The 15035-nt window shown below is 62.4% G+C and carries 11 protein-coding genes; 5 read left to right on the top strand and 6 right to left on the bottom strand.

Features of this window, described 5'->3' with window-relative positions; genetic code table 11:
• Positions 1-266: 266 nt before the first annotated feature.
• Together OHL11_RS01685 and OHL11_RS01680 are read right to left on the bottom strand one after the other, a co-directional pair.
• Entirely contained in the window at positions 267-3107 is a 2841-nt protein-coding gene (locus OHL11_RS01685; protein ID WP_263369739.1) for a phosphoenolpyruvate carboxylase, read from the bottom strand.
• A 39-nt stretch (positions 3108-3146) separates the two neighbouring features.
• Entirely contained in the window at positions 3147-4085 is a 939-nt protein-coding gene (locus tag OHL11_RS01680) for a ketopantoate reductase family protein (RefSeq protein WP_263369738.1), read from the bottom strand.
• An 84-nt stretch (positions 4086-4169) separates the two neighbouring features.
• Here OHL11_RS01680 and hscB point away from each other — a divergent pair, with 84 nt between their 5' ends.
• A complete protein-coding gene (gene hscB, locus OHL11_RS01675) occupies positions 4170-4790 on the top strand; it encodes a Fe-S protein assembly co-chaperone HscB (RefSeq protein WP_263369737.1) in 621 nt (206 codons plus the stop codon).
• Between the two features lie 59 nt (positions 4791-4849).
• Here hscB and lepA read toward each other — a convergent pair whose 3' ends face one another.
• The 3 genes from lepA to OHL11_RS01660 form a co-directional block, all read right to left on the bottom strand.
• Positions 4850-6652, bottom strand: a complete 1803-nt coding sequence (gene lepA, locus OHL11_RS01670) for a translation elongation factor 4 (protein WP_263369736.1) — start codon at positions 6650-6652, stop codon at positions 4850-4852.
• A 210-nt stretch (positions 6653-6862) separates the two neighbouring features.
• On the bottom strand, positions 6863-7996 hold the full coding sequence (locus OHL11_RS01665) for a PepSY-associated TM helix domain-containing protein (RefSeq protein ID WP_263369735.1): 1134 nt from the start codon (positions 7994-7996) through the stop codon (positions 6863-6865).
• Positions 7997-7998: 2 nt separating this feature from the next.
• Positions 7999-10416 carry a TonB-dependent siderophore receptor gene (locus OHL11_RS01660; protein WP_263369734.1) on the bottom strand — a complete coding sequence of 806 codons (2418 nt, stop codon included), beginning with the start codon at positions 10414-10416 and terminating at the stop codon, positions 7999-8001.
• A 335-nt stretch (positions 10417-10751) separates the two neighbouring features.
• Here OHL11_RS01660 and OHL11_RS01655 point away from each other — a divergent pair, with 335 nt between their 5' ends.
• Genes OHL11_RS01655 through gatB form a run of 3 tightly spaced genes read left to right on the top strand, consistent with a single transcriptional unit; the run spans position 10752 to position 12902 of the window.
• Positions 10752-11021, top strand: coding sequence for a type II toxin-antitoxin system ParD family antitoxin (locus OHL11_RS01655; RefSeq protein ID WP_263369733.1), 270 nt, complete (start codon positions 10752-10754; stop codon positions 11019-11021).
• Positions 11014-11370, top strand: coding sequence for a type II toxin-antitoxin system RelE/ParE family toxin (locus tag OHL11_RS01650; RefSeq protein WP_263369732.1), 357 nt, complete (start codon positions 11014-11016; stop codon positions 11368-11370). The genes OHL11_RS01655 and OHL11_RS01650 overlap by 8 nt, the downstream gene beginning before the upstream one ends.
• Positions 11371-11405: 35 nt before the next feature.
• A complete protein-coding gene (gatB, locus tag OHL11_RS01645; RefSeq protein ID WP_263369731.1) occupies positions 11406-12902 on the top strand; it encodes an Asp-tRNA(Asn)/Glu-tRNA(Gln) amidotransferase subunit GatB in 1497 nt (498 codons plus the stop codon).
• 69 nt (positions 12903-12971) lie between these two features.
• Here gatB and OHL11_RS01640 read toward each other — a convergent pair whose 3' ends face one another.
• Positions 12972-13331 carry an RcnB family protein gene (locus tag OHL11_RS01640; RefSeq protein WP_263369730.1) on the bottom strand — a complete coding sequence of 120 codons (360 nt, stop codon included), beginning with the start codon at positions 13329-13331 and terminating at the stop codon, positions 12972-12974.
• A 257-nt stretch (positions 13332-13588) separates the two neighbouring features.
• Here OHL11_RS01640 and OHL11_RS01635 point away from each other — a divergent pair, with 257 nt between their 5' ends.
• Positions 13589-15016, top strand: a complete 1428-nt coding sequence (locus OHL11_RS01635; RefSeq protein ID WP_263369729.1) for an MFS transporter — start codon at positions 13589-13591, stop codon at positions 15014-15016.
• Positions 15017-15035: the final 19 nt, after the last annotated feature.

Below are 15035 nucleotides of genomic sequence, written 5' to 3'. Positions count from 1 at the left end.
TTTTGAGACCTGGGTTTGCAGGATGCTGGCGGAGATCTGTGGTTCCCACAGTCTGCACAAAACCGCGTACGGATGGAGCACCCGATAGTGCGGGCTGTGATGAAGGAACCCTGAGGAATCATCGCTCTCCCACGTCTCAAGAATCGAGACGTGGGGCACCCGTTCGTAGAGGGTAAGAAGAGTTTGTGGACGGTGAAAGAGTTCGTGAAGCGTAAAAAGGAAAGCGTCCCGCAGTGGGACGCTTTCTTCTGGTGTTGATTCGTGGATCAACCGGTGTTGCGGAGACCCGCGCTGATGCCGTTGATCGTCGCTGTGATGGCACGATCGAGATCTTCGCTCGTCTGGCCTTCACGCTTCACACGCAGCAGCTCAAGCTGCAGCAGGCTCATCGGATCCACGTACGGATTGCGCAGGCGGATCGAGTTCGCGAGCACATCGTTGCGCTCGAGCAACTCCTTCTGCTCGGTGATCGCGAGCACCATGCGGCGCGTGCGTTCGAACTCCTCCTGCAGCATCGTGTAGACACGCGTGCGCAGCTCTTCGTTCTCCACCATCGACGCGTAGAGCTTCGCGATCGCAAAGTCGGCCTTCGCCAGCGCCATCTCCACGTTGCGGATCATGTCGAGGAAGAGCGGGAAGCTTGCAGCCATCTGCTGCAGAAGCTTCAGACCGCCGCCGTGACGATTGACAAAGCTTTCGAGCGCATGACCAACGCCGAAGTAGGCCGGCACCACGTGGCGCGACTGCATCCAGCCGAAGACCCACGGAATCGCGCGAAGGTCCGCCATCGAGCGCTTCTTCGTGGCGCTTGCGTCGATGCGCTTCGCAGGACGCGAGCCGATGCGCGCGTGCTCGAGCTCTGCCACCGGCGATGCCTGCTCGAAGTACGGAAAGACGTCGGGGTTGTCGGCGATGTGCTCGCGGTAGTACGCGAAGCTGTCGTCGGAAAGCTCATCGAGCGCGGCTTCCCACGAGGGCTCGATCGCTCCGGTGAGATGCGTCGTGTTCTCCACCGTGCGGTCGGGACGCGCAAGCGCGTCCAGCGATGCAGCGATCATCAACTCCAGGTTGCGCTCGGCGAGAACGACATCGGAGTACTTCCAGTGCAGCACTTCACCCTGCTCGGTGAGGCGCAGCTCGCCGGTAAAGCTTTCAAGCGGCTGCGCATAGATGCTGCGATGCGTCGGTCCACCACCGCGGCCCACCGTGCCTCCGCGACCGTGGAAGAGGCGCAGCTTCACGCCACACTCGCGGGCCACCTCATGCAGCGCGCGATGTGCCTTCCAGATCTGCCACGTGGAGGCGATCATGCCGCCATCCTTGTTGGAGTCCGAATAGCCGAGCATCATCTCCTGCGTGTTGTCCCACGCATCGAGCAGCGGCTTGTACGCAGTGCTGGTCCAAAGCTTGCGGCAGATTTCAGGCGCGGCTTCGAGATCGGGAATGCTCTCAAACAGCAGCACCGGCTGCAGGCCCGGGCCCGCCTTGGTGTTTTCCACCTTCACGCCACCAAGGCGCGAAAGCCACACCACGCGCAGCGCATCCTCGGCGGTCGATGCACCGGAGACAACGTACTGCGTGATGCTCTGCGGCGTCGCCTGCTTCAGCGCGGCAACCGCGCGAATCGTGTTGATGACCTCGGCGGTCTGATCGCTGATGGTCTCGGGCAGCGAACCATCTTCGTGCCACGCGGTCAGCTCCTTCACTGCGGCCTCATGCACCAGCGCGTGCTGGCGAATGTCGAGCGTCTGCAGGTGAAACCCGAAGGTGCGCACCGAAAGAATCAGCGGCGCGATGTACTTTTCGGCGAGGCGCGAACCGTTGTTCGACGAGAGCGAGTTCCACAGCAGCGTGAGGTCGGCGAGATACTCCGTCCAGCTGGCGTAGAGCGGCAGCGCAGCATTCGACGAGAGCGCAAGGTTGCGGAACATCGTGGACGCAGGCGTACCGCCGAGACGTAGCGTCATCGCCGCAAGGTGAAAGCGCACAGCCTCGTTCGGAATCGTATTCGCCGCGATGCTGTGGCCCGCGTTGCGCAGTTCGGTGAGCGTCTCTTCGAGCCTCGCGCAAAGCTCGCTCGAGATCGGCGCCTGATGTTGCGATGAAGCGAGCTCTTCGAAGATGTGGTTCAGCTCGCGCACGTAGTAGGCGAAGAGCAGCGAGCGCGACATCGCGAGCGCTTCTTCGGTGGTCTCTGCCGTGACGAACGGATTGCCGTCGCGGTCGCCACCGATCCACGAACCGAAGCGCACGACCACTGGCAGATCGAGCAGGCTCGTGTGCGCGGTCGGATCTTCCGGTGGGAACTCGGCGTCGAAGGCCGCAGCAAGTTCGCGATAAAGCGCAGGAATCGTCGCAAAGATCGAAGCCTCGTAATAATCAAGGCCCATGCGGATTTCATCGCGCACCGTAGGACGCGCATCGCGCACGTCGTCGGTCTGCCACAACGCCGTGATCTCAGCGAGCACGCTTTCTTGAATGGCGTCGAGCTCGATGGCAGGCAGCGCGATATCGTCGAAGCGCTCGAGCAGATCGGAGATCGAGCGGCGCTTGAACATGACGCTGCGGCGCGCAACCTCGGTGGGATGAGCGGTGAAGACAGGCGTGATGCGAATTTCGGAGAGCACTTCCCACACAGACGCACGCACGTGGCCAGCTTCGCGCAGGCGGCGCAGCGTGCCGCGGAAGCTGCCGCGCTGTGCACTGGCGGTACTGTTCAACAGCGCCGCGCGACGGCGGCGCTTGCGGTGGTTCGTCTCTGCAAGGTTGATCAGCTCGAAGTAGAACGCAAAGGCACGCGCTACGTCGTACGCATGGCGCGGGTCCGCAGCGATCCCGCGCGTCAGCTCGCGCGCTTCGTCGAGAAAGCGCGCAGCGGCAGCATGGTCGCCACTGGCCTCAGCATCGCGGCGAGCGATGGTGGTGCGACGCAGGCTCTCGACCGCGTCAAAGAGCTTGTCGCCACCCTGCTCGCGCAGTACCTGGCCGAGCAGCGTGGCGAGCGAACGTACATCGCGCCGCAGGGGCGCTTGCTTGGCGTCAAAATCGCGGGCTTCGAATTCACGAAGCCGATCGGCCCAGCTGGCCGGTGTCCACAACGAAGGCATGGCTAGATTTTCCCACGGTTAGAGGAGCGGTGCGCTCGTTTACGCGCGCGCCCGTTCATAAAGTCGCAACTGCACGAATGCGGCCTCGACAAGTGGAACATCGATCGCACGCAAACGCGCACGACGCACAAGATCGCCGAGAATCTGATCGCATTCCACCGAGTAACCGCGCGTAAAGTCGCGATACATCGAGCTTTCAAGCGTCGAATCCTTCTCGGTAAGGCGCTCGCGAATCATCGCGATTGTCTTCTCCTCGGGCATCATGTCGTACGCGGCACAAGTCGCGAAGACCTCATCCATGACACGGTTTTCCAGCCGCGTACCCACGCCGTCGAACTCGTCGAGCGCTTGCACGGTGCCAATGGCCCCGCGCGTGAGGATGTTGATGGCATTCAGCGAAGCGAGCAGAATCCACTTGCCCCACATATCGCGCAGAATCTCCGGCGAGAGTGTGGCGACGAAGCCCGCATTCTTCAGCGTGGCGTCTACCGCGGCGATGCGCGCCTGCTGCGCTTCGCTGAGCGTGCCGTAAGCGAGCTCGTTCAGCGGCGTCATCTGCCACACAGCGCCATCCGGCGCGATGTCGCCGACGATGCGACAGAAGCCGCCGAGCACCTTCTCAGCACCGAAGCGCGCAGAGAGTTTGTCGAGGTGCTGCATGCCGTTCAGCAGTGGGAGGATGAGCGTGTTGTCGCCGACGGCGGGCGCGAGGTCGTTCACCGCGCTCTCAAAGCCATAAGCCTTCACGGAGAGCAGAATCAGGTCAAAGGGCTTGGCGCTGGCAAGCGTATCGGCCGCGATCAGTTGCGGTGCTGCGAGCGTTTCATCGCCGCCCGGTGTGCGAATCACGAGGCCCTTGTCGCGCAGCAGATCGGCGCGCTTGCCGCGTACGAGAAAGGTGACATCGCGCCCAGCCAGCGCGAGCCGGCCGCCATAGTATCCACCGGTCGCTCCGGCGCCTACAACCAGAATCCTCATCGAAATGCACGTACTCCTTCACTCTTTACGATACGCATCTTCCGGCGGTCCCGAGTAGTCTAGGAGTTCTAGGAGTCTTTTGAAGTGACGAATTCGCCTGACTATTTTTCGCTCTTTGATCTGCCGCGCCACTTGAACATCGATCTGCAGGCGTTGGAGAAGACCTTCTACGCGCAGTCGCGCCGCCTGCATCCGGACCGCTTCGCCGCAAAGCCTGCGGAAGAGCAAGAGGCCGCGCTCGTCGCGAGCTCGCGCCTGAACGATGCGTACCGCACGCTGAAGGACCCCGTCGCTCGCACGGAGTATCTGCTTTCGCTCGAAGGTGTGCAGATGGAAGAGCAGTCGCGCGCGGCGACCGACGCCGCAAAGGCCTCAGGCACCGCGAAGAAGCAGGTAGCTCCACCAGACTTGCTGGAAGAGGCGTTCGAGCTGAACATGCAGCTCGAAGAGATGCGCATGAACAAGAAGATGGGCGAGGACGATCCGCAGGTGCGTGCCGATCTCGAAGGCGCCCGCGAGCGCTTCACGAAGATGTTGAAGGATCTTGAAGAGAAGCTACGCGCGCTCTGGACCGAGTGGGACAATTGCGCCGACGCACACGATGACGCCGGCAAGACCACCGCGCGCGATGCCATGGTGGCGCTGCTGAATCGCCGCTCCTACGCGCGCAACCTCGTACGCGATGTGAACGAAGCGCTCGAGTAGCCACCTGCGGCGAGGCCCGCTCCTGACAAGAGATTCGTCACGAACGGGCCACCTGAAACTTACTCTTCGCCGACCTTCAGTACCGCAAGGAAGGCTTCCTGCGGGATGTCGACCTTGCCGATGCGCTTCATGCGCTTCTTGCCTTCCTTCTGCTTGTCGAGCAGCTTGCGCTTACGCGAGATGTCGCCACCGTAACACTTGGCGATCACGTTCTTGCGGATCGCCGACACCGTCGAACGCGCGATGATCTTTGAGCCGATCGCCGCCTGGATTGCCACTTCAAACATCTGGCGTGGGATCAGCTCGCGCATCTTCTCGACGAGCACCTTGCCGCGGTCGTACGCTGCATCGCGGTGAACGATCAGCGACAACGCATCGACCGGGTCGCCGCCGATGAGGATATCCATCTTCACCATCGGCGAAATCCACGTGCCAGCGAGGTGATAGTCGAGCGACGCGTAGCCGCGTGACACCGACTTCAGGCGATCGTAGAAGTCGAGCACGATCTCGTTCAACGGCAGCTCATAGGTGAGCATCACGCGCGTCTCGCTGACGTACTCGATGTTCTTCTGCACGCCGCGCTTGTTTTCGACGAGCTTCAGAATGTTGCCGACATACTCTTCGTTCGTGAGGATCTTCGCCTCGATGATCGGCTCTTGAATCTCTTCAATCTCGCTCGGGTCCGGCCAGCGCGACGGGTTCTCCACGATGATCTCGCGGCCGTCGGTGAGCTTCACCTGGTACTGCACACCCGGTGCGGTCGTGATGAGGTCGAGGTTGTACTCGCGCTCCAGGCGCTCCTGAATGATTTCAAGATGCAGCAGGCCAAGAAAGCCGCAGCGGAAGCCAAAGCCCAGAGCCACCGAGGACTCCGGTTCGAAGTTGAACGACGAGTCATTGAGGCGCAGCTTCTCGAGTGCATCGCGCAACATGCCATGCTCGTGCGAGTCCACCGTGTAGAGACCCGCGAAGACCATCGACTTGATGTCTTCAAAGCCCGGCAGAGCATCGTTGCAGGGGCGATCTACATGCGTGATCGTATCGCCGACCTTGGTGTCGGCAACATTCTTGATCGTCGCGACGAGGAAGCCGACTTCGCCCGCCGAGAGCTCCTTGAGCTCGAGCGGCTTCGGCGTCATCACGCCCATGCTGTCGATCAGGAACTCGCGACCGTTCGAGAGCAGCTTGATCTTGTCGCCCTTCTTCAGCGTGCCGTTGATGATGCGCGCGAGAATGATGACGCCCTTATACGGGTCAAACCAAGAGTCGAAGATGAGCGCCTGCAGCGGGGCAGAGGGGTCGCCCTTCGGCTGCGGCACAAGATGCACGACCGCTTCGAGAATGTCTGCAACGTTGAGGCCCGTCTTCGCGGAGACGGCGACGGCATCATCCGCAGGCAGGCCCACGGACTTCTCGATCATCTCCTTGGTGCGCGGAATGTCCGCGCTGGGCAGGTCGATCTTGTTGATGACCGGAATGATCTCAAGCCCGTTCGAGATGGCGAGGTACGCGTTTGCAAGCGTCTGCGCTTCCACACCCTGCGAGGCGTCCACCACCAGCAGCGCGCCTTCGCACGAAGCGAGCGAGCGCGAGACTTCGTAGCTGAAGTCCACATGGCCGGGGGTATCGATGAGGTTCAGCTGATAGTTATGGCCGTCGGAGGCCTTGTACATCATGCGCACGGTGTGCGCCTTGATGGTGATGCCACGCTCGCGCTCGAGGTCCATGGCGTCGAGCACCTGCGCCTGCATCTCGCGCTGCGTCAGCGAGCCGGTAATTTCCAGCAGGCGGTCAGAGAGGGTCGACTTGCCATGATCGATGTGCGCGATGATGGCGAAATTGCGAATAAACTTTGGGTCCATGAGGAAGGCCGCGGCGCTGGAGCCCGCGAATTTCTAGGATATCAGCCTGTACGAACGGGTGCCCTATGTCTCCACTTTTGGAGACATGGGTTTCCAGTGAAGTAGGCGGAGATCGGAAAATGCCGAGTCGAGATTCTCGCTCTCCCACATCTCAAAAATCGAGAAGTGGGGCACCCGGCGTTTGTGACTCTCCGAGAGAAAGAACGATGCCTACGCGCGCAGCGCACGCCAGCGCTTGCCCAGCCAGCGGTTCCAGTACATCAGGACGCCGGTGATGCTCAGCACCGGCAGGCTCAACCCAAGCGCCGCCCACAGTACCCTCACGCCCAGTCCCCACAGCGTGCCGAAGTGCAGCGGATACATCAGCCACAGGAACCAGTCGCCGAGCGTCTTGTTCTGGCCGTAGTGCCACTGCGAGAGCAGCGTGCCGCTTACGCCGTCGAAGGTGTCGATGTCGCGATGGGAGAAGTCGCCGTGCTGGCGGGTGTCCACATAAATCGTCACCGCCGCGCCAGGCTTGGCCGCAGGCGAGATGCCGGCAACGTGGCCCGGGGAAAGCCGCTGCGCCTGCGCGACGATGCCGTTCAATGGAGCCAGCGCTGTGGCGCTCGTCGGCGGTGCCTTCGCGGCTACCGGCGGCTGCATGCCGTGCAGCGGCGACACCGCGTTCACCACCTTCATCACGCCCTGCGGAGCGAGGAAGTACACCGCCGTGATGCCCCACCACGACACGATCAGTAGCGTCCAAATGCCGATGGCGTTGTGCGCGTCGTAGTTGATGCGCTTCCAGCCGTGGCGCAGCGAGATGCGCAGGCCACGCATCCACACGCGCACGCCGGGCCACCAGAGAAACAGCCCGGTGATCGCGAGCAGCAGCAGGCCAATGCCCGCGCAGCAGTTGATCGTGAAGCCCGTCTGACCCATCAGCAGATAGACGTGAAAATCCTGCACCCAGTCGATGAAGAGCCTGTGCGGCAGCGGTTGCGGCGCGCCGGTGTACGGATCGGCAGGCAGCATCTGCGTCTTGCCCACGGCATCGGTGACGTACACGAACCAGTGCGGATCCGCGGGCGAGGGCAGCGTGAGGAAACTGACCGTCTGGCCGGGAAACTTTGCATGCGTCGCGGCCATCACCTGATCGGCGGTGGCGAACGGCACCCCCGCCTGCTCGACGACCGCAGGCAGCGAAGCGCGGCGAATCTCATCCTGAAACACCAGCAGCGATCCGCTCAAGCCGATCGCCGCGACGTACAACGACAGCAGGACGCCCAGCCAGAGATGAACCTGGAAGAGCGCCCTGCGCAGCCACAGCTTTCGTGGATGATGAATGGCCGTTGCGAGCATCGTTAGAAGTGGTACTTCGCCTGACCGATGACATTACGTGCCGAGCCGTAGGCGCAGTACGCGAGGCCCGAGCAGGTCGCGACATAGCGCGTATTCGCAATGTTCGTCGCGTTCACCTGCAGGTCCATCCAACGCCAACGATACCGCAGCGAAGCATCCATCAGTGTGAAGTTCGGGATGCGAATCGTGTTCGCCGCATCACCGTACGATGCGCCAGTAAAGCGCACGCCGAAGTTGCCGCCGAGGCCCTTGAAGCGACCGTTCGGGCGCGCGTAATCCGCCAGCGCTGAGACGCTGTTCTTCGGCACCTGAGGCAGCCACTTGTTCAGGTACGTCGGCGTGAGCGAAGAGGTCTGCGTCACGTTCGTTGCCACCACAGAGTAGCCCGCGTGAACGTTCAGGCCATGACCCACCGCGCCAACCGCTTCGAGCTCAATGCCACGTGAACGCGCCTGTCCAATCTGCGTGTTGTAGAGCGGATTGGTCGGGTCTGTAGCGAGCACATTGTTCTGCAGAATGTTGAAGAAGCTGAAGGTCGCATAGCTCGACCAGCTCTTCGGCTGGAATTTCACACCAGCCTCATGCTGGTTGCCGGTCTGCGGCTTGAAGAGCTTGCCGTTGACGTCGGTGCCGCTCTGCGTGGTCGGCTGGAAGGAGGTGGAGTAGCTGTAGTACGGGCTCAGGCCAAAGCTGGTGAGGTACATCACGCCTGCGCGGCCAGTGAACTTCGAGTCGTTCTGATGCTCGTAGCTCTTGGTCGTCGTGTACGCCGTCGGGTACGAGGTGTAGTCCGTCAGCGCCCAGTCTTCGCGACCGCCGAGCGTGATGATCAAACGCTCGCGGAACTTCACCTGGTCCTGCAGATACCCGCCATGCTGCTGGCCGAGCAGCCAGTAGTTCGAGAGCACCGCAAGGTTTGACGGGATCGCTCCCGGAGCGCCGTACACCGGGTTATACGCGTTAATGTCGCTCGCCTGTCCGTAGCTGGAGTTGACCTTCGTACCCAGCCAACCATAGTCATAGCCCGCGAGGAAGGTGTGCTGCCAGTTCTTCGTGGTGATGCGCTTGATGGCGCGCGTGTCCATCGTGTGGATGTCGTTCGACTGCGGATAGGTGTAGGCATAACGGGCGACGTTCGTGGTGCTCGTGCCGTCGAAGCCAATGCCATATACCGTGCGCGCCGCCACGTTCATGTGCTGGAAGCGATAGTTCTGGTGCAGGTCGATGCCATTCTCGAAGAGATGATCGGCGAAGTATCCGGCCGAAGCCTGATCGCGCTTCACGTACTCCCAACCGGGCTCGCCGAGGAAGGTGCTCACCGGCAGAAAGCCGCCGTTCGCGTTCGGATACAGCGTGCCCACCGCAGGCAGAAACTGCGACCACGCCGTGCGGTCATGCTGGTAGTCGCCGAAGAGCGTCACGTTCGTGCGATCGCTCGGGCGCCACGTCAGCGACGGCGCAATCAAGCGGCGATTGTCCGGCGTGTAGTTCGTCTGCGTGCCGCTGTTGCGGATCAAGCCTTCGAGGCGATAGAAGAGATGCGGGTTTGCCTTCGCAAACGGGCCGGTGAGGTCGATCGCAATCTGGCGGCGGTCATACGCGCCGAACTGCGCCTGAATCTCACGACGCGTTTCCGTCGCCGGACGCTTGGTCGTGAAGTTCACCAGACCGCCCGGAGGCGCCTGACCGTAGAGCACGCTCGATGGTCCCTTCACCACTTCGATCGTCTCGATCTCATACGGGTCCATCTTGCCGGCCAGCGAGTTCCAGCGCATGTTGTCGCGGAAGACGCCGACGGCGTCCGCCGTGAAGCCGCGAATCTTCATCCAGTCAAAGCGCGGCTCCGTGCCGTACTCGTCGGTCTGCATGCCGGGCGTGTAGTGCAGCGCCTCGTTCAGCGTGGAGGGGTTGCGCACCTCAAGCTCATGCTGCGAAACCATGTTGATCGTCACCGGCATCTCGGCGATCGGCGTGTCCGTCTTCGAGCCGGTGTTGGTGGAGTAGGGCACAAAGGTCGCGTCCGCCGTCACATTCACCATGTCCGTCGAGGAGCCGACGTTCAACGCGAGCTTCGCGTTCGTCGCGGGGAGATTCAACGGCTGGTTCAGTGTCGTGAAGCCCGCCGCCGAGATGCTGACGTTATATTGCCCGGGCTTGGTGCGCAGCGTGGCCGCGCCGGAGGCATCCGCGACCACCGAGACGGTGTACGCGCCGCAGCGCACCGTCACCGAGGCGCGCGGGATCGCAGCGCCGGTGTTGTCGGTGATGAGAACGGTCGAGGTCGTGGCGGAACCGGCCTCCTGCACCTGGCAGGGAAGCTCGGCCGCAGGCGCGGCAGGTGTGGCAGCGAAGACCGGCGAAGCAAGCAGGAGGGCCGCAGCGAGCGCGCCGACCTGGGAGGCTTGAAAGCGATTGAACATGGAAGTAGGTCTCTTCAACAACGCTCGAAGCGGGGCCTTCTGCCTCCTGAGGGCGAAGGTCTCTCGCGCTCCAGCGCGGGGTTGGGCGAGCGATAACTCGCGACACAGGTGGAGTTAGGGTCCAGCAGGAAGAGCGCTCCCTTACCAGCCCGCCAGCGGCGCGCAACGACCGAGGCAATCATGGACTAAATGAGTCCTATATCGAGAGTAGCAACCCCGAACTTCCCTCGCAAGGCTTGCGGGCGAAATTCGCACCAAATTAGTCCTCGTTCTCGTTAACGGTTTTTATGGCATTAGCTGCCATAGCGGATTACTCTACTGACGAAGGAGTGCTCATGCCGACCCGTAATGTGTTTCTGACCGAGCATTTCGACGAGTTCGTTGCCGACGGCATCCAGACCGGGCGCTACAGCAACGCGAGTGAGGTCATTCGTGAGGGCCTGCGCTTACTGGAGCAGCGAGACCGCGAGGACCAGGCGAAGATCGCATGGCTGCGCGGCGCGGTGCAGGAGGGTCTGGACTCGCATGCGCGCGGTGAGTTCGTCACGCTCGCCGGTGAGGATGAGATCAGAGACCATCTGCGACAGCTGAAGGCACGTGGCTAAGAACTCCGCTCGCAAGCTTGAGTTGACCGCGAGGGCCGACGTCGATCTTCTCGAAGTCATGGCCTGGAGTGAGGCCGAGTTTGGTGAATCCGCGGCGGAAATATACGAGCACCTCCTCGCACAGGCACTTTTCGATCTGAGCATGGACGCCTTTCGCCCGGGCTCGACAGCGCGCCCTGAAATCCTCGATGGCGTTCACAGCTATCACCTTCGTTTCAGCCGCGACCACGTCTCTGGAGAACGGGTGAAGCGTCCCCGGGACCTTCTGCTCTTCCAAGTGACGGACGAGGCGGTCATCGTGCTGCGCGTGCTGCATGACAGCCGCGACCTGAAGCAGCATATGTCTTGAGGCAAGCAGCGGAGGCCATTGCTAAAATGAGCGTGATGTCCACCGCTACCGGTCTTTCGCCCGAAGTTCTCGCCAAGTACCAGGCCGTCATCGGCCTCGAAGTCCACTGCCAGCTCCTCACGAAGACCAAGGCCTTCTGCGGCTGCAAGAACGAGTACGGCGGCGAACCGAACACGCACACCTGCCCCACCTGCCTCGGCCTGCCGGGCGCGCTGCCGGTGCTGAACCGCCAGGCCGTGGAGTTCGCCGTGCTCGCCTCCAAGGCGGTGAACTGCACGATCAACGAGCGCAGCGTCTTCGCGCGCAAGAACTACTTCTACCCGGACTCGCCCAAGGGCTACCAGATCTCGCAGTTCGACAAGCCGCTCTCCGAGCACGGCCACCTGATGGTGACCGGGCCCGACGGCCAGCCGAAGAAGATCGGCATCACGCGTATCCACATGGAAGATGATGCGGGCAAGAGCATCCACGACGGCTTTGCCGACTCCGTGCGCCGCACCTACATCGACCTCAACCGCGCGGGCACCCCGCTCATCGAGATCGTCTCCGAGCCGGACCTGCGCTCGGCCGATGAGGTCTTCGAGTACCTGACCAAGCTGAAGGAAATCCTGCTCTACACCGGCGTTTCCGACTGCAACATGGAAGAGGGTTCGCTGCGTTGCGACGCGAACGTCTCCGTGATGCTGAAGTCCGACTGGGAAGCGCGCGGCACCGCCGCCTACGGCACCAAGGCCGAAGTGAAGAACGTGAACTCCTTCCGTTACATCCGCTCGGCTGTCGAGTACGAAATCGAGCGCCAGATTTCAGTGATCGAAGAAGGTGGCCGCGTGGTGCAGGAGTCGCGCCTCTGGAACTCCGCCGAAGGCCGCACGTACTCGATGCGTTCGAAGGAAGAAGCGCACGACTACCGCTACTTCCCTGAGCCCGATCTGCCTGCGCTCATCGTCGGCGAAGAGTGGCTGAAGAACATCCTCTCGAACCTGCCCGAGCTGCCGGAAGCGCGTCGCGCTCGCCTCACCAGCGAGTACGGCCTGAACGCGCAGGACGCGGCGACGCTCACCACCGATCGCGAACTCGGCGACTTCTTCCAACAGGCTGCCAAGCTCGCAAAGAGCCCGAAGCGCGTCGCGTCGATCCTGCTCAGCGAGATCACGATGCGTCTGCGCGCGGCGGAGATTGAACTCGGCCAATCGCCGGTTTCGCTCAACGGCCTCGTGCTCGCCGCCGACCTGACCGAAGCCGGCGAGATTAGCTCCAAGCAGCTCAAGCAGTTGCTCGACACCTGCTTCACCGAGGGCAAGGACTTCAGCGCGATCTACGAGCGCGACAAGCCGCAGCAGATCTCCGACACCTCGGCGATCGAAGCGATGATCGACGAAGTGATCGCCGCAAACCCCGCGCAGGTCGCGCAGTTCAAGGGCGGCAAACGCACAGTGAGCGCCTTCTTCGTCGGCCAGGTGATGCGGGCCTCGAAGGGCCAGGCAAACCCGGCTCTGCTGAACGAACTCGTCATCAAGAAGCTCGACGCGTAGCGCACAACAGGACACAAACGAAAAGCGGCAGAGCCTTAGCTCTGCCGCTTTCTGTTGCTGCTTACGTGTTTAGCGCGAAGCTGCGATGATCGTGCTCGCGATGATGCCCGTTGCGACAGCTGCCATCACGTAGTTGCCGTCCACCTGGCGCCACTCATAACCGCGGGGCGGAGGGGCGAGGTGGTAGGCGCGATAATCCACGCGTTGACCACGGCGCCAGTCGTTCGGCGGAAGACGATAGCCGCGGCGCCAGTTATCGTGGCGCACGTAACCCGGAGGCGGACCGCCCGGGCGTCCCGGAGGGGGGCCACCGGGGCCACGATGATCATCGTGGTGGTCGTCATAACGTTGCGCGGTTGCCATCGGCGCGGCGCTCAGCGCCATCGTGAACAGCAGCGCACTCGCAGTCAAAACCTTATTGAACTTCATGTCGTTGATCTCCTGTCGTTCTGGGATCCCAATTACTTTCGCGTGGGCATCGGCCATAAGTTGGAAGCGACCCCACACACGTCCTCAGTAAGATGCAGGCTTCAGCATCGCCGTCTTTCGCTTCGTGAAAAATTTTTTCTGGAGCTTGCACTGACATCATCGTTCCCGATGCGGCACCTATCGGAACTCACGAAGAATCTTCCACCTGCGAGCATGCGTCTACAGAGGAGAACCACTATTCCGGAGACCTCTTCCTCTTGCCTTCTGCCTCTGCTTCGCGCGAAATCCATCCGAGCATCATTCTCTCCATCTGTTGCATGAGCCTGCTGCTCACCGGCATGGACGTCACGATCGTCAACGTGGCGCTGCCCGTCATGCAGCGCGAGCTACACGCCACCGTCGCGCAGCTGCAGTGGATCATCGACGCCTACACACTCGTCGTCGCCAGCCTGCTGATGCTCTGCGGTTCGATGTCTGACCGATTCGGTCGTCGACGCGTCTTCCAGATCGGCATGACCACCTTTGCCGTCGGTTCGCTGCTCTGCAGCCTCGCGCCGAACATCCACACGCTCATCGCCTTCCGCGCGGTGCAGGGCATCGGCGCCAGCATGATGAATCCGGTCGCGTTGTCGATCATCGCGAACGTCTTCACGCAGCCGAAAGACCGCGCTCGCGCCGTTGGCGTCTGGGGCGCGGTCGCCGGTGTCTCGCTCGCCGCAGGCCCGCTGCTCGGAGGCTTCCTGACGCAGAGCTTCGGTTGGCGCGCCATCTTCTGGGTCAACCTGCCCATCGCGCTTGCGGCGATTCTGCTCACCATCAAGTACGTGCCGGAGTCGCGCGCACCGCGTGCCCGTCGCCCCGATCCGCTCGGCCAGGTGCTCGTGCTCGCATTCCTCACGCTGCTCACCTACGGCGTCATCGACAGCCCCCGCGCCGGTTGGAGCGCGCCCTCCACACTCGCGATGCTCGCCGCCGCCGCCGCGCTCTTCGTCTTCTTCCTGGTGCATGAGTCGCGTCGTCGAGAGCCGCTGCTCGACCTGCGCTTCTTCCGCAGCGTACCGTTCTCTACCGCCACCTTCCTCGCGCTCATCGCCTTCGCGTCCTTCGCGGGCTTCCTCTTCCTCAATGTGATCTATTTGCAGGAAGCACGCGGCTACTCCGCTCTGCATACAGGCCTCTGCACGCTGCCACTCGCCGTGGCGATGATGATCACCGCGCCGCTCTCCGGCAAGCTTGTTGCCGCACGCGGCCCGCTGTACTCCATGCTGATCTCCGGCACCGCATTCGTCGCGTCGACGGCAATCCTCACACAGCTTTCGGACGCGCTTCCGCTACCGCTGCTGCTGCTTGCCTACGCGCTCTTCGGCACCGGGCTCGGCATGGTGAACCCCGCCATCTCCAACACCGCCGTCGCGGGGATGCCACTCTCTCAGGCGGGGGTGGCCGCGGCCATCGCTTCTACCGGTAGACAGGTTGGCGCAGCGCTCGGTGTCGCCATCGCAGGCACCACCATCGCCATCGCACACCAGCAGCACAAGGACTTCGCCAGCAGCACGCATTCCATCTGGTGGGCGATGCTCACAGGCGGCGTGCTCGTCTTCCTCGCCGGCATCGTGGCGCGCACGCAGTGGTCGCAGAAGAGCACCGACTACGTCGCTCATCTCTTTGACATGCCCGCGCAGTAGCGCGCGGCTACAACGGCAG

Source organism: Granulicella cerasi (genome assembly GCF_025685575.1).
Taxonomy (GTDB): Bacteria; Acidobacteriota; Terriglobia; order Terriglobales; family Acidobacteriaceae; genus Granulicella; species Granulicella cerasi.
The sequence above is the reverse complement of the archived record's forward strand: the minus strand, read 5'-3'. Positions and strand labels throughout refer to the sequence as shown.